The organism is Kosakonia pseudosacchari (assembly GCF_015167415.1).
Lineage (GTDB): Bacteria > Pseudomonadota > Gammaproteobacteria > Enterobacterales > Enterobacteriaceae > Kosakonia > Kosakonia pseudosacchari.
This window is the reverse complement of the sequence record NZ_CP063425.1, coordinates 2,930,405-2,949,173: the sequence shown is the minus strand read 5'-3', so window position 1 is coordinate 2,949,173 and position 18,769 is coordinate 2,930,405. Positions and strand designations below refer to the sequence as shown.

Annotated in this window: 21 protein-coding genes and 3 tRNA genes; 18 read left to right on the top strand and 6 right to left on the bottom strand. The window is 51.2% G+C overall.

Annotation, left to right across the window (positions count from 1 at the left end; all coding sequences use genetic code 11):
* The first annotated feature begins 181 nt into the window (after nucleotides 1–181).
* Complete coding sequence (gene sdiA / locus IP581_RS13900; RefSeq protein ID WP_086873991.1) at nucleotides 182–904, top strand: transcriptional regulator SdiA; 723 nt, start codon at nucleotides 182–184, stop codon at nucleotides 902–904.
* 66 nt (nucleotides 905–970) lie between these two features.
* On the opposite strand, the gene IP581_RS13895 is transcribed toward sdiA, so the two are convergent.
* The gene (locus IP581_RS13895) at nucleotides 971–1,195 is read right to left on the bottom strand and encodes a DUF2594 family protein (protein WP_020454169.1); all 225 of its coding nucleotides are present in this window, start codon (nucleotides 1,193–1,195) and stop codon (nucleotides 971–973) included.
* Nucleotides 1,192–1,263, bottom strand: coding sequence for a hypothetical protein (locus tag IP581_RS24185; protein WP_436873842.1), 72 nt, complete (start codon nucleotides 1,261–1,263; stop codon nucleotides 1,192–1,194). The genes IP581_RS13895 and IP581_RS24185 overlap by 4 nt, the downstream gene beginning before the upstream one ends.
* A 398-nt stretch (nucleotides 1,264–1,661) precedes the next feature.
* Between IP581_RS24185 and uvrY the strand changes: the two genes are divergently transcribed.
* From uvrY to IP581_RS13865, 6 genes are all read left to right on the top strand, one after another.
* Complete coding sequence (gene uvrY, locus IP581_RS13890; protein ID WP_017458339.1) at nucleotides 1,662–2,318, top strand: UvrY/SirA/GacA family response regulator transcription factor; 657 nt, start codon at nucleotides 1,662–1,664, stop codon at nucleotides 2,316–2,318.
* Entirely contained in the window at nucleotides 2,315–4,147 is a 1,833-nt protein-coding gene (gene uvrC / locus IP581_RS13885; RefSeq protein WP_086873992.1) for an excinuclease ABC subunit UvrC, read from the top strand. Before uvrY ends, uvrC begins: the two co-directional genes overlap by 4 nt.
* A 56-nt stretch (nucleotides 4,148–4,203) precedes the next feature.
* Complete coding sequence (gene pgsA / locus IP581_RS13880; protein ID WP_017458337.1) at nucleotides 4,204–4,752, top strand: CDP-diacylglycerol--glycerol-3-phosphate 3-phosphatidyltransferase; 549 nt, start codon at nucleotides 4,204–4,206, stop codon at nucleotides 4,750–4,752.
* A 149-nt stretch (nucleotides 4,753–4,901) separates the two neighbouring features.
* A tRNA-Gly gene (locus IP581_RS13875) sits at nucleotides 4,902–4,977 on the top strand.
* Nucleotides 4,978–5,031: 54 nt separating this feature from the next.
* Nucleotides 5,032–5,105 (top strand) — tRNA-Cys (locus tag IP581_RS13870).
* A 13-nt stretch (nucleotides 5,106–5,118) separates the two neighbouring features.
* Nucleotides 5,119–5,205, top strand: a tRNA-Leu gene (locus IP581_RS13865).
* A gap of 415 nt (nucleotides 5,206–5,620) precedes the next feature.
* Here IP581_RS13865 and tyrP read toward each other — a convergent pair.
* On the bottom strand, nucleotides 5,621–6,832 hold the full coding sequence (tyrP, locus tag IP581_RS13860) for a tyrosine transporter TyrP (protein ID WP_193820638.1): 1,212 nt from the start codon (nucleotides 6,830–6,832) through the stop codon (nucleotides 5,621–5,623).
* 238 nt (nucleotides 6,833–7,070) lie between these two features.
* On the opposite strand from tyrP, the gene IP581_RS13855 reads away from it, so the two are divergent.
* On the top strand, nucleotides 7,071–7,412 hold the full coding sequence (locus IP581_RS13855; protein ID WP_193820637.1) for a hypothetical protein: 342 nt from the start codon (nucleotides 7,071–7,073) through the stop codon (nucleotides 7,410–7,412).
* A gap of 66 nt (nucleotides 7,413–7,478) precedes the next feature.
* The gene (locus IP581_RS13850) at nucleotides 7,479–7,718 is read left to right on the top strand and encodes a YecH family metal-binding protein (protein WP_086874031.1); all 240 of its coding nucleotides are present in this window, start codon (nucleotides 7,479–7,481) and stop codon (nucleotides 7,716–7,718) included.
* Nucleotides 7,719–7,757: 39 nt separating this feature from the next.
* Here the strand turns inward: IP581_RS13850 and ftnA are convergent, their stop codons facing one another.
* Together ftnA and yecR are read right to left on the bottom strand one after the other, a co-directional pair.
* On the bottom strand, nucleotides 7,758–8,255 hold the full coding sequence (ftnA, locus tag IP581_RS13845) for a non-heme ferritin (protein WP_017458333.1): 498 nt from the start codon (nucleotides 8,253–8,255) through the stop codon (nucleotides 7,758–7,760).
* 207 nt (nucleotides 8,256–8,462) lie between these two features.
* Nucleotides 8,463–8,795 carry a YecR family lipoprotein gene (gene yecR / locus IP581_RS13840; protein WP_025263568.1) on the bottom strand — a complete coding sequence of 111 codons (333 nt, stop codon included), beginning with the start codon at nucleotides 8,793–8,795 and terminating at the stop codon, nucleotides 8,463–8,465.
* Between the two features lie 237 nt (nucleotides 8,796–9,032).
* Between yecR and IP581_RS13835 the strand changes: the two genes are divergently transcribed.
* Entirely contained in the window at nucleotides 9,033–9,671 is a 639-nt protein-coding gene (locus IP581_RS13835; protein ID WP_017458331.1) for an RpiB/LacA/LacB family sugar-phosphate isomerase, read from the top strand.
* 52 nt (nucleotides 9,672–9,723) lie between these two features.
* Here the strand turns inward: IP581_RS13835 and IP581_RS13830 are convergent, their stop codons facing one another.
* Nucleotides 9,724–11,148 (bottom strand): MFS transporter, encoded by a 1,425-nt coding sequence (locus IP581_RS13830; protein WP_193820636.1) that lies wholly within the window; start codon nucleotides 11,146–11,148, stop codon nucleotides 9,724–9,726.
* Nucleotides 11,149–11,361: 213 nt separating this feature from the next.
* Here IP581_RS13830 and azuC point away from each other — a divergent pair, with 213 nt between their 5' ends.
* The 8 genes from azuC to otsA all read left to right on the top strand — a co-directional run bounded on the left by azuC (nucleotide 11,362) and on the right by otsA (nucleotide 18,762).
* Nucleotides 11,362–11,445, top strand: coding sequence for a stress response protein AzuC (gene azuC, locus IP581_RS13825; RefSeq protein WP_017458329.1), 84 nt, complete (start codon nucleotides 11,362–11,364; stop codon nucleotides 11,443–11,445).
* 120 nt (nucleotides 11,446–11,565) lie between these two features.
* On the top strand, nucleotides 11,566–11,817 hold the full coding sequence (locus IP581_RS13820) for a DUF2766 family protein (RefSeq protein WP_017458328.1): 252 nt from the start codon (nucleotides 11,566–11,568) through the stop codon (nucleotides 11,815–11,817).
* A 117-nt stretch (nucleotides 11,818–11,934) separates the two neighbouring features.
* Nucleotides 11,935–12,492, top strand: a complete 558-nt coding sequence (locus IP581_RS13815) for a DJ-1 family glyoxalase III (RefSeq protein ID WP_193820635.1) — start codon at nucleotides 11,935–11,937, stop codon at nucleotides 12,490–12,492.
* A 317-nt stretch (nucleotides 12,493–12,809) separates the two neighbouring features.
* Nucleotides 12,810–13,790, top strand: a complete 981-nt coding sequence (locus IP581_RS13810; protein WP_017458326.1) for an arabinose ABC transporter substrate-binding protein — start codon at nucleotides 12,810–12,812, stop codon at nucleotides 13,788–13,790.
* 70 nt (nucleotides 13,791–13,860) lie between these two features.
* Nucleotides 13,861–15,375 (top strand): L-arabinose ABC transporter ATP-binding protein AraG, encoded by a 1,515-nt coding sequence (gene araG / locus IP581_RS13805; RefSeq protein ID WP_086874033.1) that lies wholly within the window; start codon nucleotides 13,861–13,863, stop codon nucleotides 15,373–15,375.
* Between the two features lie 14 nt (nucleotides 15,376–15,389).
* Complete coding sequence (araH, locus tag IP581_RS13800; protein WP_017458324.1) at nucleotides 15,390–16,370, top strand: L-arabinose ABC transporter permease AraH; 981 nt, start codon at nucleotides 15,390–15,392, stop codon at nucleotides 16,368–16,370.
* A 186-nt stretch (nucleotides 16,371–16,556) separates the two neighbouring features.
* Nucleotides 16,557–17,363 carry a trehalose-phosphatase gene (otsB, locus tag IP581_RS13795; RefSeq protein WP_097399543.1) on the top strand — a complete coding sequence of 269 codons (807 nt, stop codon included), beginning with the start codon at nucleotides 16,557–16,559 and terminating at the stop codon, nucleotides 17,361–17,363.
* The gene (gene otsA / locus IP581_RS13790) at nucleotides 17,338–18,762 is read left to right on the top strand and encodes an alpha,alpha-trehalose-phosphate synthase (protein ID WP_193820634.1); all 1,425 of its coding nucleotides are present in this window, start codon (nucleotides 17,338–17,340) and stop codon (nucleotides 18,760–18,762) included. The genes otsB and otsA overlap by 26 nt, the downstream gene beginning before the upstream one ends.
* Nucleotides 18,763–18,769 lie beyond the last annotated feature (7 nt).

Sequence of the window (18,769 nt, the reverse complement as noted above, 5' to 3'; positions counted from 1 at the left end):
CTTTCTGCCGCGCGGCTGAAACGCCAGCCAGTTATTCCTTCCTGAAGATGCCGTTAACGCTGGCGTTAAACGCAACTTATTTCCGGCTGCATCGATATTTTATATTTATAATTAAGTTTTATGTGTTAGCTTATTGTATACAAAATAATGATTATTAAAGTCAGGGGTATTACCGGTCGGTATGCAGGATACAGAATTCTTTACCTGGCGTCGTGACATGATGTCGCGGTTCCAGGAGATGACAACGTCCCAGGATGTTTATTCAGAATTACAGCGGCAGACACAGCTGCTGGAATTTGATTATTTCTCGCTTTGCGTTCGCCACCCGGTGCCTTTTACCCGGCCGAAGTTGAGCGTTGAAACCTCTTATCCGCAAGCGTGGATGCAGCATTATCAGGCAGAGAACTACTTTGCTATTGACCCGGTGCTGAAGGCTGAAAACTTCATTCAGGGTCATCTTCCCTGGAATGACAAACTCTTTCGTGATGCCATGGTATTGTGGGATGCGGCACGGGATCACGGATTGCGCAAAGGTATTTCGCAGTGCCTGATGTTGCCCAATCATGCAATGGGTTTTTTATCCGTGTCGCGCACCAGCCTGTTTGGCAAAATGATGTCGGATGATGAAATTGAATTGCGCCTGCAGACACTGGTGCAGTTAAGCCTGTTGGCATTAACGCGTCTGGAAGATCAGATGGTGCTGGCGCCTGAAATGAAATTCAGTAAGCGTGAACGTGAAATTCTCAAGTGGACGGCGGAAGGGAAAACATCTGCAGAGATCGCGATGATTTTATCCATATCCGAAAACACAGTTAATTTTCATCAAAAAAATATGCAGAAGAAATTTAACGCGCCGAACAAAACACAGATCGCATGCTACGCAGCGGCGACAGGGATGATTTAAATATCCCTTATGTTTTGCCCGGCAAAGATAGCCAGCTGACAAAGTTATTTGGCAGCCGGTTATTATTTACTGGCGATAGGCTTGTTTAATTTGCTTAACAGTACCGGAAAATACCGTCGCCTGAGCTTCGTCTTCCATTTGTTCGATTTGCTTTTCCATTTTAAGGATAACGCGTCCGGCGTCTGCCTGGCCCATAGCCTGCAGCATCAGCGTAATCATTGATTTCAGGCAGGAGACTTCCAGCGCCAGTTCCTTTGCGTTATCAGCAGTGGAAAAATCAGGTGTGCTCAATTTATTTTCCTCGTTACGGTGTCGCGCAGGTGCGCGACGGACACTGTCAAAGCGGCGGAGTATACCATAATGATGGCAAAAGAAAGCAGCGGTTGTTTTTTGATCATTGTTTTTAGTTTATTAAATTAAACCTGACGGTAATTAACCGTGCTGCTTTTAATTGTCGAAGAATATATGTTTAAGTAAGGTTTAGAGGCAGTTAACGGTTGTTACATGCAAAGCGTGCTAATAGTCAGACCTGCAAACACCATTTTTGGGTAACGGCTTGAAAAGCAGGCCTAAAACTTTTTTAGCGCTGCGCTTAAAAAGATCGCGAAACTTTCCAGACGCTGTATAACTTAATTTCCAAAAACGCGAACAAAATCGAAAGTTACGGGTTTTTTAACCTTTCACTGTTAGATGAAAAAAAGTTAATATACGTTGAATAAGGTTTTTGTCGCGTTATCCCTATTTCGGAGATACTCCATTGATCAACGTACTACTTGTTGATGACCATGAACTGGTGCGCGCAGGGATACGACGCATTCTTGAAGACATTAAGGGCATAAAAGTTATCGGCGAGGTCAACTGCGGGGAAGATGCCATTAAATGGTGTCGCGCCAATACGGTTGACGTCGTTCTGATGGATATGAACATGCCCGGTATCGGCGGCCTCGAAGCGACGCGGAAAATCGCGCGTGGTAGCGCTGATACCAAAGTGATTATGCTTACTGTCCACACTGAAAACCCACTGCCCGCGAAAGTGATGCAGGCAGGTGCAGCAGGATACCTCAGCAAAGGCGCCGCGCCGCAGGAAATGGTGAACGCTATCCGCTCCGTGCAGTCTGGCCAGCGCTATATCGCTTCTGACATTGCTCAGCAAATGGCGCTCAGCCAAATCGAACCCGAAAAAACGGACTCGCCGTTCGACAGTTTGTCTGAACGTGAATTGCAGATTATGCTGATGATCACCAAAGGCCAGAAGGTCAATGAGATCTCAGAACAGCTACATCTGAGCCCAAAAACGGTGAATAGCTACCGCTATCGTATGTTCAGCAAATTGAACATTCACGGCGACGTCGAACTGACGCACCTCGCTATTCGCCACGGGTTGTGCAATGCGGAGACGTTAATAAGTCAGTGACTGAAGTTTTTGATTCGAAAGCATTTCTCAAAACGGTTACCAGTAAACCCGGCGTCTATCGTATGTATGATGCCGGTGGAACTGTTATCTATGTCGGTAAAGCGAAAGACCTGAAAAAACGGCTTTCCAGCTATTTTCGCAGCAACCTTGCCTCACGTAAAACGGAAGCGCTGGTTGCACAGATCCAGCAGATTGATGTCACCGTTACCCATACGGAAACCGAAGCGCTGTTGCTTGAGCATAACTACATTAAGCTCTACCAGCCCCGGTATAACGTGTTGTTACGTGACGATAAATCCTACCCGTTTATTTTTCTCAGCGGCGATACGCATCCTCGTCTTTCCATGCACCGCGGCGCGAAGCATGCGAAAGGGGAGTACTTCGGGCCTTTTCCGAATGGCTATGCCGTGCGCGAGACGCTGGCGCTGCTGCAGAAAATTTTCCCTGTTCGCCAGTGTGAGAACAGCGTCTATCGCAACCGTTCACGCCCTTGCCTGCAATACCAGATTGGTCGTTGCCTTGGGCCCTGTGTCGCCGGGTTGGTCAGCGAGGAGGAGTATGCGCAGCAGGTTGACTACGTGCGCCTCTTTCTTGCCGGCAAAGATGACCAGGTACTGACTCAGCTTATCGCGCGCATGGAAAAAGCCAGCCAGGCGCTGGAGTTTGAAGAAGCGGCGCGTGTCCGCGACCAGATTCAGGCCGTACGCCGCGTGACGGAAAAACAGTTTGTTTCTAATACTGGCGACGATTTGGACGTTATTGGCGTGGCTTTTGATGCCGGAATGGCCTGCGTACATGTGCTTTTTATCCGTCAGGGTAAAGTGCTTGGCAGTCGCAGCTATTTCCCGAAAGTGCCGGGCGGCACCGAGCTTGGCGAAGTCGTGGAGACCTTTGTTGGCCAGTTCTATTTGCAGGGTAGCCAGATGCGTACCTTGCCGGGTGAAATTTTGCTCGATTTCAACTTGAGCGATAAAACGCTCCTGAGCGACTCGCTTTCCGAACTCGCAGGCCGACGGGTGAATGTGCAAACCAAACCGCGCGGCGATCGTGCGCGTTACCTTAAGCTGGCGCGTACCAACGCCGCCACGGCGCTGGCAACCAAACTTTCTCAGCAGTCTACGGTTCACCAGCGGCTTGCTGCGCTGGCCAGCGTGCTGGAGTTGCCGGAAGTGAAGCGTATGGAGTGTTTCGATATCAGCCACACGATGGGGGAGCAAACGGTGGCCTCATGCGTGGTATTTGATGCCAATGGCCCGTTGCGGGCGGAGTATCGACGTTACAACATTAGCGGAATCACGCCGGGTGATGATTACGCGGCGATGAATCAGGTGCTGCGTCGCCGCTACGGTAAAGCGATCGAAGAGAGCAAAATCCCTGATGTGATCCTTATTGATGGTGGTAAAGGGCAGTTAGGGCAGGCGAAAGCCGTTTTTGCCGAACTGGATGTGGCGTGGGATAAAAATAAACCTTTGCTGCTGGGTGTAGCGAAAGGCGCCGATCGCAAAGCCGGTCTGGAAACGTTGTTCTTTGAGCCGGAAGGTGAGGGGTTTAGCCTGCCGCCGGATTCACCTGCGCTGCATGTTATCCAGCATATTCGCGATGAGTCACACGATCATGCCATCAGCGGACACCGCAAAAAACGCGCGAAGGTGAAAAACACCAGTTCCCTGGAAACCATTGAAGGCGTCGGGCCAAAGCGACGTCAGATGTTGTTAAAGTACATGGGCGGTTTACAAGGTTTACTCAATGCAAGTATTGATGAAATCTCAAAAGTGCCGGGCATCTCGCAAGGACTGGCAGAAAAGATCTACTACTCGTTGAAACATTAAGGGCTCTGTAGCACCATAGAGCGAATATTTACGGACAACAGACAGTTAACGCCACTATGCGATTTAATATCCCTACGTTGCTCACCCTATTTCGCGTCATCCTGATCCCGTTTTTTGTGCTGGCGTTTTATCTTCCCTTTCCGTGGGCGCCGTTTGTTTGTGCGCTGATTTTCTGTTGTGCTGCGGTGACCGACTGGTTTGACGGTTTTCTGGCGCGTCGCTGGAATCAAAGTACCCGTTTTGGTGCCTTTCTTGATCCTGTTGCTGATAAAGTGCTGGTCGCGATTGCGATGGTGCTGGTTGCAGAACACTACCACAGCTGGTGGGTGACGCTGCCTGCGGCAACGATGATCGCGCGCGAGATCATTATTTCTGCGCTGCGTGAATGGATGGCGGAAATGGGTAAGCGCAGCCGCGTGGCCGTTTCGTGGATTGGTAAAGTCAAAACCACGTCGCAGATGGTTGCGCTGGTATGGCTCCTCTGGCGTCCGAATATCTGGGTTGAATATGCCGGAATCGCGCTGTTTTTCGTTGCCGCAGTGTTAACGCTGTGGTCAATGCTGCAATATCTCAACGCTGCGCGTGGCGATCTGCTTGAACCGTGATCGTTTCGTCGCAATTTTCAGCAAACGATCCGGGTTTTGAAAAATATCGTTGACTCAGTGCGTCAGGTAAGTAGAATGCAACGCATCGGAAGGCGGCGTAGCTCGCCAGATGATTGTAAAATCAAGACATTACAACAAATCTTGATTATGCGGGAATAGCTCAGTTGGTAGAGCACGACCTTGCCAAGGTCGGGGTCGCGAGTTCGAGTCTCGTTTCCCGCTCCAGTTTAATGCATCGGCTATATTAGCGGGTGCGGGTTGAAAAACCTGTAGTATTCAGGCGCGTTAGCAAAGCGGTTATGTAGCGGATTGCAAATCCGTCTAGTCCGGTTCGACTCCGGAACGCGCCTCCAATTTCCTTCCCGAGCCCGGATGGTGGAATCGGTAGACACAAGGGATTTAAAATCCCTCGGCGTTCGCGCTGTGCGGGTTCAAGTCCCGCTCCGGGTACCATGGGAAAACAAGAATAAAATCAATGATAAGCAGTGTCGTGAAACCGCCCTCCAAGGCGGTTTTTTTATGCCTGTTTTTCGCCCTCGCCGTATTTCACCATTCGGTTTCGTCCTGTACGCCCTGTAAAAGAGGCATTAGTACACTCCAGTCATCGAAAAGACTGAAACCTTGCGCTTGTATCTCACCGTTGGCGATACGTTTTCATGCCCTGAAATTTCCCACTTTCATTTCGCGTTACTTTCGAAGCGGTAACCTGGTTCGTGAATTTGCTGGTGCGAGGAAGCTGCACCGTATTTGTACGACAGCAATTTTCTGCAAAAACGGCGTGGAGAACGAACCAGTGGCAGACCCATCAACGAGGGGGAAGAGCGGTGCGAGCACGTACATTGAACAGACTCACACCTGATGGCGGTGATTAACCGACTTCCGGCAATAGCCCGGCGACGATAGAGAACTGAATAACAATAATCGCGATACCGCAGGCAAAAATCAGACACAGCACCGGTTTGCCGCCGGGTACACGATAACCGCTTTGCGGATGATGCTTACGGCTTTGCCATGCCAGCATTGAAGGCAACAACAGCGCCAGCACGGAAAGCGCAACGCCGGCATAGCCCAACGCCATTACGAAGCCACGCGGATAAAATAGCGCGAACGCCAGCGGTGGCAGAAACGTGATAGCGCCTGTCTGTAAGCGCCCGACGACATTGTTGCGCCGCTGGAACAAATCGGCCAGGTAATCAAACAGACCGAGCGATACGCCGAGGAAAGAGGTTGCAAGCGCCAGGTCGGCAAACAGATGTACCGCTAACTCAACATGTGGCGACGCCACCACTTCACGTAATGCCTGCAACAGACCGTTAAGCCCGGCCTGGCTGGCCAGCAGCCCGATAAAAGTCGGGGAATCAATACTGCCAAGCGTCGCCAGTTGCCAGAAAATATAGGCCACCAGCGGGATGGCGCTGCCGGTAATAAACACGCCGCGCAGTTTACGAATATTTCCACCCATATAACTGACGATGCTTGGAACGCTGCCGTGAAAACCAAACGAGGTAAAAATGACCGGAATGGCAGACAGCGCCAGACCTTTTTCCAGCGGCATGGTCAGCAAATTAGCCTTATGGATATGTGGCATCAGCAGCGCCAGCATCACGACCAGGAACAAGAGCTTGGCGCTGAACAGAAAACGGTTAAACAGATCGACCAGGGAAGTCCCTGCACATACAACGCCACCGGCAACAAGGGTGAATAGCAACACACCCGTCGTGGGCGAAAGCGAAATGTTAAGCCACGCGCTGATGCTTGCGGCCAGCAATTCACCTGCGCCGCTGATATATGCTGCCGTCAGCGCATACATCAAAAACATCATGCTAAAGCCTGTCACCCACTGACCATACTTCCCCAGATAACGCCGGGCGAGCGATCCAAGCCCGGTATCTGCCGGAACATGCTGATAAACCTCCAGCAGCAGAAGGGCGGTGTAACACATCACTGCCCATAAAGTGAAAAGCAAAACAAAAGTGGTTGCAAAACCTACGCCTGCCGCAGCCAGCGGCATTGCCAGCATTCCTGCACCGATGGTTGTTCCGGCGACGATAAAAACACTACCAAGTGTTCGATTCTTCACGCTTTCCTCTGTAATAAAACGCACTGCCAGCTCAAGATGCGGCGCAGAGTAAGACAATTCAGTGATTTCGTCAAACAACCGTTACATGCACTGTATTTATTTCTTTACGATGTTTTTTTAGGGCGCCTGCACAGAGAAATTGTCGGTTTTGCCTACTTCATCAGGAGGATGTTTTTAGGCCACAATCCCATGTAACTTAAAAAATATTATAAAGTTTCAAAAATATTGAGGGTTGGCAATGCCGGGTACTAATCCCTTTACAGCACGATGGTCACGCAGCGGCAACCTTCTTTGTCACGGTCACTGGGAAATTAGCTGGCAAGGGGCAGAGATAACATTGCCAGAGTCTCGCCAGGAAAAAGATATGGGGACGTGGGCAATCTATTCGATCATTGACCCGGATGATGAAACCTTCGCTCAGGGCTTGCCGGAAGATGAGTGGATTATTCACAACGTCGACTGGCTGACCGATCTGTTTTACGCAAACGGCATCCCGCTGGAAACGGTAAATTATCGCTACTTCTACCATGCCGTGAATAAGCAGGACTGGCGTTGTACCAGCTGTGCCGGATGCATGTAAACCTGTTTTAGCGCAACGTCCGCTGCAAATGTTGAGTTTATGATGCATCTTTTTCGGGGAGGAACTATGACATCCATTCACGGCCATGAAGTGTTGAATATGATGATTGAAACAGGCGAGCGTTATTCAAACGAGAGTCTGACGGCGGCAATTATTCATCGGTTTGGCGAAGCAGCGCGTTTTCATACCTGCTCAGCGGAAGGAATGACGGCGGCTGAGCTGGTCGCGTTTCTGGCGTCTCGCGGAAAGTTTATTCCGGCGGAAGAGGGGTTTTCTACTCACGAAAGTAAAATCTGCAGGCATTAATAAAAAGGCGGTAAAGAATCTTCTTTACCGCCCGTAATATTAGTTTTGTGTGTCCAGTGTCGCCAGTTCTTTATCGATGAAATAGAGACCTTCACCGCTTTTACCGGCCAGTGTTAATTTATCAATCACTGATTTAAACAGTTTTTCTTCTTCATGCTGTTCCGCCACATACCATTGCAGGAAATTAAACGTTGGATAATCCTGCGTGGTCATCGCCACATGCGCCAGTTCGTTAATTTTCTGGGTAATCAGTTGCTCATGTTCGTACGTTGCACGGAACAGAACATCGAGCGAAGCATAATCCGCCACCGGCGATTCAATGGTATTGATACGTGGCAGGCTGCCGGTGTCAGTCAGGTAATCAAACAGACGCTGCATATGCGTCATCTCTTCCTGCGCGTGGCGGCGCAGAAACGCGGCAGCACCTTCAAAACTATGGTAGCTGCACCAGGCGCTCATCTGCTGATAAAGCAGAGAAGAAAACAGTTCCAGATTCATTTGTTCATTTAATTTTTCGATCATCTCTGCTTTTAACATGGCGCGGCTCCATCAATATAATTATCAGGCGAAAGGAGCGCTCACTATAATTTGTTATTTAATTATTTGCAAAAGGTAAAATAAAAAATAAATGTATTAAGAAGAGAATGAGAATAACACGCATTGCCGGAGATTAATTAAATAAATGAGAATTGTTTTTATTTTTAATAAAAAGATAAGCCAGTAAAATTATACTGGCTTAAGAATTTACCAGGTCGGTTTGGTTTGCGTAAAAGCCACGCCACGGCACTGGTACTGAATAGTTACTTTGGTATTCATACAGACCGAGCCGCTAATCAGGCTACAGGTTTGCACCGGCTGACCGTAAGGCACTGCGGTAGCGTAACCCATCTGCTGACACTGTTTATTAGCTGTTCCCTGCGCGGTGTAGGTGTCGTATTTTGCAGTTTGCATCATCGACTGGTTATAGCTCAGGCGTACCAGACCGCTGATGGTATCCACACTACTGACTTCCGCTTGTTTCGTCATCGTGCATCCCGCGAGCAGGAGCAGCGAGGCGGCTACAACTATTCTCTTCATGAAATCACTCTGTTTCATTTTGGCATGATCTCATCTTATCGCGTTGATTTGCAGGCAATCGACAGAATAACCCGCCGAACAGCCTCTACTAATCGCGACGGCACTGCGCGAAGAGTAAAAACTGTGAGCCCGCTTCTGATTTTTAAAACCATTTTTCATTAAATTTGAAAGTATGTTTGTCAGGTAGTAAGGTTTACCCAACCTTTGCTATCCGAAGCATGTCACAGGAGATCTGAAATGAAAATTGCACTGATGATGGAAAACAGCCAGGCGGCGAAAAACGCCATCATCCTCAAAGAGCTGAAGACGGTTGCCGATGAGAAAGATTTCCCGGTATTTAACGTCGGGATGAGCGATGAGAACGACCACCATCTGACCTATATCCACCTTGGTATTATGGCCAGTATTTTGCTGAATGCCAAAGCTGTGGATTTCGTGGTAACCGGCTGTGGCACTGGCCAGGGCGCGCTGATGTCACTGAATATCCACCCGGGTGTGGTGTGCGGTTACTGTATCGATCCGGCGGATGCTTTCCTGTTCGCGCAGATCAACAACGGTAACGCACTGGCGCTCCCGTTCGCGAAAGGTTTTGGCTGGGGTGCAGAACTGAACGTGCGCTTTATCTTTGAAAAAGCCTTTACTGGTCGCAAAGGGGAAGGGTATCCGCCGGAGCGCAAAGAACCGCAGGTGCGCAATGCCGGGATTCTGAACCAGGTCAAAGCGGCAGTGGTAAAAGAGAACTATCTCGATACGCTGCGTGCTATCGACCGTGAGCTGGTGAAAACCGCCGTTTCTGGTGAACGTTTCCAGAAGTGCTTCTTTGAAAACTGCCAGAATAAAGAGATTGAAGCCTTCGTTCGCGAAGTCCTTGCCTGATAATAAAAAGCCGCAACGTCTGTTGCGGCTTTTTTCTTTTTCCGTTCCTGCATCAGGCTTTCTGTTTACGTGATACGGCGCTACCCGCATCCTTTGTTAGCCGCAGCGTATCAATCATGCCCACCAGGCAAATCAGGGCAATAAAAACGAACGCCAGTCGAAAGTTGATCCCCTCAATGGCGGTGAGATGTAACCACCTGCTGACATGCTCACCAATGCGAATACCAATTGCGCCCAGCGTAATACCTAAGCCCACCGCTAATTGTGTTGCCGTGCTGAATAACGTGTTGGCATAACTCATTTGCGGCGACGGTACATCGGCAAACGCCAGCGTGCTGATGCCGGTGAACTGCACCGAACGGAATACGCCGCCGAGATAAAGGATCACAAATGTCAGCCACACCGGTGTGTGTGACGTCAATAATGCGCAGGCCAACAGCGCCAGCACATTGAGCGCGCCATTGATTAACAGTAGCTTTTTGAAACCCAGCCAGCGGATAAGCGGTGTGGTTGCCGGCTTGATGGAAAGATTCCCGGCAAACACCGCCAGCACTAACAACCCTGCATGGAACGGATCCATGCCGAATCCGACCTGAAACAGCAGCGGCAACAGAAACGGAACTGCACTGATGGAGGAGCGAAACAGTGAACCGCCGTACATGGTTACGCGAAATGTCGGCACTTTCATGGCGTCGAGGCGGATCATTGGCCATGTTGCGCGCTGGAAATGGCGCAGGGTAAAAGCAAGTGTTATCGCGCCGAGCGTCAGCAAACCTAACGTTAGTGCGCCTTGCGGATGTTCAGAACCCAGTGCCTCCATGGCGTACACCAGGCTTATCATCGCCACAGACGTGGCAATAAAACCCGGCAAGTCGAATGGACGGCGTTCCTCCTCACGGATATTGGGGATAATGCGTAATGCCAGCGCAATCGCCAGCAGGCCCAGCGGCACATTAATAAAGAAGATCCAGCGCCAGTCGGCATAGTGGGTAATAAAACCGCCGAGCGGCGGACCGATAATGGGGGCGACCAGCGCGGGCCAGGTCAGCGTGGCAATAGCGGTAATGAGCTGATGTTTCGGTGTGGTGCGCAACACCGCAAGGCGGCCGACCGGCACCATTAACGCACCGCCGATGCCCTGTAAAATGCGCATCGAGACAAACATATCAACGCTGGTTGAAAGCCCGCAAAGCACCGAGGCGAGGGTAAAAATAGCCAGCGCCAGCGAGAAGACATTGCGCGCGCCAAAGCGATCGGCAATCCAGCCGCTGGCGGGGATCAGCACGGCCAGCGTTATCAAATAGGCACTAATACCAATATTGAGCGCGACGGCTTCCACGCCAAAGGTTTTCGCCATATCCGGCAACGCCGTGGCGATTACCGTGCCGTCGATAAACTCCATAAAGAAAGCGCCGGCTACCAGTAGCGCAGCGGGAGAAAGACCTCCAGTCTTTCGCGAAAGGGTGCTTTCACGCATTGTGGGGCTGCCATTTGCAAAAATAATTGAGGATGCTAAAAAATATTTTAGCGCGCTAACTGCAGGATTTATAATTGGATTTTTAACAAAGCTACCGCATTTTTGATTTTTGAAACGTGATTTCCATCACATTGAACTTGCTTTTTGTGATTGAGGTCATATTATATGCGCATTGAGACGTAACACCTGCATAACAAATCGCCGGAGTAACAGATGAAACTGCGTAAAATCCTGAAGCATATGTTTGAAACCTATTGCAAGACTTTCAAAGACGTACCGCCAGGCGCGATGTTCTGATAATAAAAAACCTGCCGCGAGCAGGTTTTTTTATGCCCGCAACACAGTGGCAGATGGGACAAAACTACTCTTGCCAGACGTTTCCCGCTACTATGACGCCCTTTAGTAAAGGAGCTTCATATGTCGCAAAATCTTTCTGCTGACCAGGAACTGGTCTCTGATGTCGTAGCCTGTCAGCTGGTTATTAAACAAATCCTCGATGTTATTGACGTTATCGCGCCGGTTGAAGTGCGTGAGAAAATGGCGAACCAGTTAAAAAGCATCGATTTTTCCACCCATCCGGCAGCCGCCGATCCGGTGACGCGCCGCGCTATCCAAAAAGCCATTGCCTTGATTGAACTGAAATTCACCCCGCAGGGCGAAGCGCACTGATTTTATTCTTGCTGTTTTACGCCTGCCGGTCTGTGACGCAGCGGGGATTTTGAAACGTTGTTTTGATCAACAATAACGCCACTGAATTCAACCAACCTTGCACAAAAGGAGTCGGGAATGAAAAAAGTGGCGGTGTTGTTAGCGCCCGGTTTTGAAGAAGCGGAAGCGATTATCACCATTGATATTTTGCGCCGCTTGCAGATTGAGGTCGAAACGCTGGCTTGTGCGGAATCTCGCGCAGTGGTCAGTTATCACAATATCCCCATGGTGGCAGACAGCACGCTAGCCGAGCGGCAGCAGACGCTGTATGACGCCATCGTGCTGCCCGGCGGTCCGCAGGGCAGTGTCAACCTCGCCGCCAACCCGGCGGTGCTGCAATTTGTTGAACATCATGACGCGGCGGGCAAATTCATTTGCCCAATCTGTTCGGCCGCCGCGCGCGTGCTGGGCGCGAACGGCTTACTGAAAGGCCGCCGCTATGTTTGCTCCGGTGATTTATATGAAAACGTACGCGACGGCGAATATGTTGATGCGCCGGTCGTGGAAGATGGCAACCTGATCAGCGGCAAAGGTCTGGGGCTGGCTTTTGATTTTGCCTTAACGATAGCCGCGCGCCTGCAAGGGAACGAAACTGCGGCGCGAGATCACGCCGAGCATATCTACTATAGCTGGTGATTTTTCCGCCCGGATGCGCCCTGTATCCGGGCACAAGGATAAGCTGGCTGATGTTATGGATTATCCTGCTTTTACCCTTCTTATTTGTCAGACAAAATCGGCTGATTTTATGTGATAAATCGCTGAATTTATGTACGGAATTACTGTAATTCTGCCGTGTGATGCCGCTCTCCTATGGAGAATCAATTTCCCGCTAAAACTATTTTCAGCACAGAGCTCCAGAGGCGTATGGACTCTAATGCCTTGTTTTATGAACTTTTAAAAAAACTTATGAGTTGTTTTCCCTACATAAAAGAATGCTAAAGCTGGAGTTTACCATGCACAAATTCACTAAAGCGTTGGCGGCCATCGGCCTGGCTGCCGTTATGTCACAATCCGCTATCGCTGAAACCATGAAGCTCGGATTTCTGGTTAAACAGCCGGAAGAACCATGGTTCCAGACCGAGTGGCGGTTCGCCGACAAGGCAGGCAAAGATTTAGGTTTTGAAGTGATCAAAATCGCCGTTCCCGACGGTGAGAAAACCCTGAACGCCATTGATAGCCTGGCGGCCAGCGGCGCGAAAGGCTTTGTTATCTGTACGCCTGACCCGAAACTGGGGTCGGCAATTGTTGCTAAAGCCCGTGGCTACGACATGAAAGTCATCACTGTCGATGACCAGTTCGTCAATGCGAAAGGCGAGCCGATGACCTCTGTGCCGCTGGTCATGATGGCGGCAAGCGAGATCGGTGCACGCCAGGGGCAAGAGCTTTATAAAGAGATGCAAAAACGCGGCTGGGATGTGAAACAGACCGGCGTGATGGCGATTACCGCTAACGAGCTGGATACCGCTCGCCGCCGTACCACGGGCTCCATGGATGCGCTGAAAAAAGCCGGTTTCCCGGAAAAACAGATCTATCAGGTGCCGACAAAATCGAACGATATCCCCGGTGCGTTTGATGCCGGTAACTCCCTGCTGGTACAGCATCCGGAAGTGAAACACTGGCTGGTGCTGGGCATGAATGACAACACCGTGCTTGGCGGCGTGCGTGCCACGGAAGGGCAGGGCTTTAAAGCGGCGGACGTTATCGGTATCGGCATTAACGGCGTAGATGCAGTAAGCGAGCTGTCCAAAGCGCAGGCTACAGGCTTCTTCGGTTCCCTGCTGCCAAGCCCGGACGTTCATGGCTATAAAACCAGTGAGATGCTGTACAACTGGGTGACCAAAGGCGCAGAACCGCCAAAATTCACCGCCGTTACGGATGTGGTGTTGATCACCCGCGATAACTTCAAAGAAGAGCTGGCGAAAAAAGGACTGTAATTCTCTGTTGGTTGCGCTCCCCGCATAAGCGGGGAGCCAGACGTACAATGAACTGTTTTGCGGAGACGTTATGCAACAGTCTACTCCTTACCTCTCGTTTCGCGGCATCGGCAAGACATTCCCCGGTGTGAAAGCGCTCAGCGAGATCAGTTTTGATTGTTACGCCGGGCAGGTTCACGCCTTGATGGGCGAGAACGGTGCCGGTAAATCAACGCTACTTAAAATCCTCAGCGGCAACTACGCGCCGACAACCGGTACGCTGGCAATAAAAGGAGAAGAGGTCTCCTTTGCCGATACGACCGCCGCGCTCAATGCCGGGGTGGCCATTATTTACCAGGAGCTGCATCTGGTGCCGGAAATGACCGTCGCCGAGAACATCTACCTGGGCCAGTTGCCGCATAAAAGCGGCATTGTGAACCGCTCCCTGCTCAACTATGAAGCGGGTTTGCAGCTTCAACATCTGGGGCTGGATATCGACCCACAAACGCCGCTGAAATACCTCTCCATTGGTCAATGGCAGATGGTGGAAATTGCCAAGGCGCTGGCGCGTAACGCCAAAATTATCGCCTTCGATGAGCCAACCAGTTCCCTTTCTGCGCGTGAGATCGACAACCTGTTTCGCGTGATCCGCGAGCTGCGTAAAGAGGGGCGTGTCATCCTTTATGTCTCGCATCGCATGGAAGAGATATTTGCCCTCAGCGACGCCATTACGGTGTTCAAAGATGGTCGCTATGTGCGCACCTTTACTGATATGCAGCAGGTCAATCATGACCAGCTAGTGCAGGCGATGGTAGGGCGCGAGCTGGGCGATATTTACGGCTGGCAGCCGCGCGAATATGGCGAGCAACGTCTGCGCCTGGAGCAGGTGAAAGCGCCGGGCGTACGTACGCCGATTAGCCTGAGTGTACGCAGCGGGGAAATTGTCGGCCTGTTTGGGTTGGTCGGTGCCGGTCGCAGCGAGTTGATGAAAGGGCTGTTTGGCGGAACACAGATCACCGAAGGGCAGGTGTTTATCGATGGCGAGCAGGTCGATATTCACAAACCTGCTCACGCTATTCGTGCTGGCATGATGTTGTGCCCGGAGGATCGCAAAGCCGAAGGCATTATTCCGGTGCATTCGGTGCAGGAGAACATCAACATCAGCGCCCGGCGCAAATACATTCGCGCAGGGTGTCTCATCAATAATGGCTGGGAGAGCGAAAACGCCGAGCACCACATTCGCTCGCTCAATATCAAAACGCCGAGTGCGGATCAGCTGATTATGAATCTTTCCGGCGGTAACCAGCAGAAAGCCATTCTTGGCCGCTGGTTGTCGGAAGAGATGAAGGTGATCCTGCTTGATGAGCCTACGCGTGGGATTGACGTCGGGGCGAAACACGAAATCTACAACGTGATTTATGCGCTGGCGGCACGTGGTGTGGCGGTGCTGTTTGCTTCCAGTGATTTGCCGGAAGTCCTCGGCGTCGCCGACCGTATTGTGGTGATGCGTGAAGGCGAAATAGCCGGTGAGTTGTTACACGGTCAGGGCGATGAACAGCAGGCGCTGAGCCTTGCGATGCCGAAAGTGAGTCAGGCTGTCGCCTGAGTGAGGAGAATACGATGTCATCTTTAACTACGTCCCGCGCGCCGAAGTCGGCGTTCAGCTTCGGGCGCATCTGGGATCAGTTCGGCATGCTGGTGGTGTTCGCCGTCCTGTTCATTGGTTGCGCTGTTTTCGTGCCGAACTTTGCCTCTTTCGTCAATATGAAAGGGCTGGGGCTGGCGATCTCCATGTCCGGCATGGTGGCCTGCGGCATGCTTTTTTGCCTGGCCTCCGGCGATTTCGACCTCTCTGTGGCGTCTGTGATTGCCTGCGCCGGGGTGACCACGGCGGTGGTGATCAACCTCAGCGAAAGCCTGTGGATCGGGGTATTTGCCGGGTTACTGCTCGGCGTGGTGAGCGGCTTTATTAACGGCTTTGTCATTGCACGTTTGAAAATCAACGCCCTGATCACCACGCTTGCGACCATGCAGATCGTGCGCGGTTTGGCCTATATCATCTCTGATGGTAAAGCGGTGGGGATCGAAGATGAGCGCTTCTTCACACTCGGTTATGCCAACTGGCTTGGCCTGCCTGCGCCTATCTGGCTGACGGTCGGCTGCCTGATTATTTTTGGCTTCCTGCTTAATAAAACCACCTTTGGTCGCAATACGCTGGCGATTGGCGGTAACGAAGAGGCGGCGAGGCTGGCGGGTGTGCCGGTAGTCAGAACCAAGATTATTATCTTTGTGCTCTCAGGCCTTGTGTCAGCGGCGGCGGGGATTATTCTTGCTTCACGTATGACCAGCGGCCAGCCAATGACCTCGATCGGTTATGAGCTGATTGTCATTTCAGCCTGTGTGCTGGGTGGCGTGTCGCTGAAGGGTGGCATCGGTAAAATTTCCTACGTTGTGGCCGGGATTTTGATTCTGGGGACCGTGGAAAACGCCATGAACCTGCTGAATATCTCTCCCTTCTCGCAATACGTTGTGCGCGGCTTGATCTTGCTGGCGGCGGTGATTTTCGACCGCTACAAACAAAAGGCCAAACGCACGGTTTGATGCTTTTTGCTTAAATTTTGCACACAACCTTATAGTGTAACTCCAGACCTTACCAGCCGCTAATCCGGCTGGTAAGTCATGTTAAAAATGGCGAGCAGCGTCACACTGTCTATACTTACATGGCTAATGATAATGAGACGTTAATGAAAAACGGCTCTCATCTGACACTGTAAGGAGGAAACCAGGGTGGAAGACGCACTAGCTATACCGCCTCTCATTTCCGGAAATTTTGCCTTTTTTTTCGATTTGGATGGCACCCTTGCGGATATCAAACCGCACCCGGATGATGTTTTTATCCCTGAAGATGTGCTGACCAGACTTTCATTGCTTGCTGAGCTAAATGACAGGGCGTTGGCATTGATTTCAGGGCGTTCAATTGCTGAGCTGGAACAGCTCGCCAAACCGTATCGTTTCCCGCTGGCCGGGGTACATGGGGCGGAGCGCCGCGATATCAATGGTCGAACCGAACGAATGACTTTACCGGAAGCGGTTTTGCAACCGCTGGAACGTGAACTCCGGCATGGTATTGCGCCGCTAACCGGCGTGGAACTTGAAACCAAAGGGATGGCATTTGCACTGCATTATCGCCAGGCGCCGCAGCATGAAGAGGCGGTTTTTGCCCTGGCAAAAACACTTGTCAAACACTACCCGCAGCTGGCAATGCAGCCGGGAAAATGTGTGGTCGAGCTGAAACCCTCTGGCATTCATAAAGGCGCCGCTATTGACGCGTTTATGCAAACGCCACCCTTTCTCGGCAAGAAACCGGTGTTTCTTGGCGACGATCTGACTGACGAACATGGGTTTAAAGCCGTTAACAAACTTGGCGGTATATCGATAAAAGTCGGCCCGGGCGCAACACAGGCAAAGTGGCGTCTGGCTGGCGTGAATGATGTCTATCAATGGCTTGAAAAACTTGTCGACCATCAACAACAAGAACAACGGGCGCTAACAAACAGGAGAGATGGCTATGAGTCGCTTAGTCGTAGTATCTAATCGTATTGCTCCGCCTGACGATAAAAAATCCAGCGCTGGCGGGCTGGCTGTAGGGATCCTTGGGGCGCTAAAAGCGACCGGTGGGCTGTGGTTTGGCTGGAGCGGGGAGATCGGGGACGAGGATCAACCGCTAAAAAAGGTCACCAAAGGGAATATAACCTGGGCCTCTTTTAACCTCAGCGAAGATCATTACGAGCAGTATTATTCGCAATTTTCTAACGCGGTGCTGTGGCCCGCTTTCCACTATCGTCTGGACCTGGTGAAGTTCCAGCGCGAGGCCTGGGAGGGTTACCAGGATGTCAACGCGCTGCTGGCAGATAAGCTGTTGCCGCTGATAAAAGACGACGATATTTTGTGGATCCATGATTACCACCTGTTGCCGTTCGCCAGCGAGCTGCGTAAGCGCGGCGTCAATAACCAGATCGGCTTCTTCCTGCATATTCCTTTCCCGACCCCGGAAATTTTCAACGCCTTGCCGCCGCACGCCGAGTTGCTTGAGCAGCTGTGTGATTACGACCTGCTGGGCTTCCAGACGGAAAGCGATCGTCTGGCCTTCCTTGATAGCTTGTCGATGCAAACAAGGCTCACTACGCGTGGTGGCAAAGAGCATATTGCCTGGGGCAAAAATTTCCGCACCGAAGTCTACCCCATCGGTATTGAGCCGCAAGAAATCGCGCAACAAGCCGCAGGGCCGCTGCCGCCTAAGCTGGCGCAGTTGAAAAATGAACTGAAGAATGTGAAAAACATTTTCTCGGTAGAGCGTCTGGATTACTCCAAAGGCTTGCCGGAACGCTTCCTGGCGTATGAAACGCTGCTTGAGAAGTTCCCTCAGCACCACGGTAAGATCCGTTATACGCAGATAGCGCCCACCTCGCGTGGCGAAGTGCAGGCCTACCAGGATATTCGTCATCAACTGGAAACTGAAGCCGGTCGTATTAACGGTAAATACGGTCAGCTCGGCTGGACGCCGCTGTATTACCTCAACCAGCATTTTGACCGTAAAGTATTGATGAAGGTGTTCCGCTATGCGGAAGTCGGGCTGGTGACGCCGCTGCGTGACGGGATGAACCTGGTGGCGAAAGAGTATGTGGCAGCCCAGGATCCCGAAAACCCCGGGGTGTTAATTCTTTCGCAGTTTGCCGGTGCGGCGAACGAGCTGACATCGGCGCTGATCGTTAACCCTTACGATCGCGATGATGTCGCGGCGGCGATGGACAAGGCATTAAGGATGCCGCTGGCGGAGCGTATTTCGCGTCATGCGGAGATGCTCAACGTCATCAAGGAGAATGATATCCATCGCTGGCAGCAGAGGTTTATCAGCGATTTAAAGCGCATCACGCCACGTAGCGCACAAAGCCAGCTACAAAACAAAGTGGCGACCTTTCAAAAGCTAGCCTGAGGTAACG

What these genes read in the sequence shown, in the direction of transcription:
- sdiA (WP_086873991.1), top strand. Translation starts at nt 182, where the DNA reads ATGCAGGATACAGAATTCTTTACCTGGCGTCGTGACATGATGTCGCGG.
- pgsA (WP_017458337.1), top strand. Translation starts at nt 4,204, where the DNA reads ATGCGATTTAATATCCCTACGTTGCTCACCCTATTTCGCGTCATCCTG.
- IP581_RS13855 (WP_193820637.1), top strand. Translation starts at nt 7,071, where the DNA reads ATGCCGGGTACTAATCCCTTTACAGCACGATGGTCACGCAGCGGCAAC.
- IP581_RS13850 (WP_086874031.1), top strand. Translation starts at nt 7,479, where the DNA reads ATGACATCCATTCACGGCCATGAAGTGTTGAATATGATGATTGAAACA.
- ftnA (WP_017458333.1), bottom strand. Translation starts at nt 8,255, where the DNA reads ATGTTAAAAGCAGAGATGATCGAAAAATTAAATGAACAAATGAATCTG.
- yecR (WP_025263568.1), bottom strand. Translation starts at nt 8,795, where the DNA reads ATGAAGAGAATAGTTGTAGCCGCCTCGCTGCTCCTGCTCGCGGGATGC.
- IP581_RS13835 (WP_017458331.1), top strand. Translation starts at nt 9,033, where the DNA reads ATGAAAATTGCACTGATGATGGAAAACAGCCAGGCGGCGAAAAACGCC.
- IP581_RS13830 (WP_193820636.1), bottom strand. Translation starts at nt 11,148, where the DNA reads ATGCGTGAAAGCACCCTTTCGCGAAAGACTGGAGGTCTTTCTCCCGCT.
- azuC (WP_017458329.1), top strand. Translation starts at nt 11,362, where the DNA reads ATGAAACTGCGTAAAATCCTGAAGCATATGTTTGAAACCTATTGCAAG.
- IP581_RS13820 (WP_017458328.1), top strand. Translation starts at nt 11,566, where the DNA reads ATGTCGCAAAATCTTTCTGCTGACCAGGAACTGGTCTCTGATGTCGTA.
- IP581_RS13815 (WP_193820635.1), top strand. Translation starts at nt 11,935, where the DNA reads ATGAAAAAAGTGGCGGTGTTGTTAGCGCCCGGTTTTGAAGAAGCGGAA.
- IP581_RS13810 (WP_017458326.1), top strand. Translation starts at nt 12,810, where the DNA reads ATGCACAAATTCACTAAAGCGTTGGCGGCCATCGGCCTGGCTGCCGTT.
- araG (WP_086874033.1), top strand. Translation starts at nt 13,861, where the DNA reads ATGCAACAGTCTACTCCTTACCTCTCGTTTCGCGGCATCGGCAAGACA.
- araH (WP_017458324.1), top strand. Translation starts at nt 15,390, where the DNA reads ATGTCATCTTTAACTACGTCCCGCGCGCCGAAGTCGGCGTTCAGCTTC.
- otsA (WP_193820634.1), top strand. Translation starts at nt 17,338, where the DNA reads ATGAGTCGCTTAGTCGTAGTATCTAATCGTATTGCTCCGCCTGACGAT.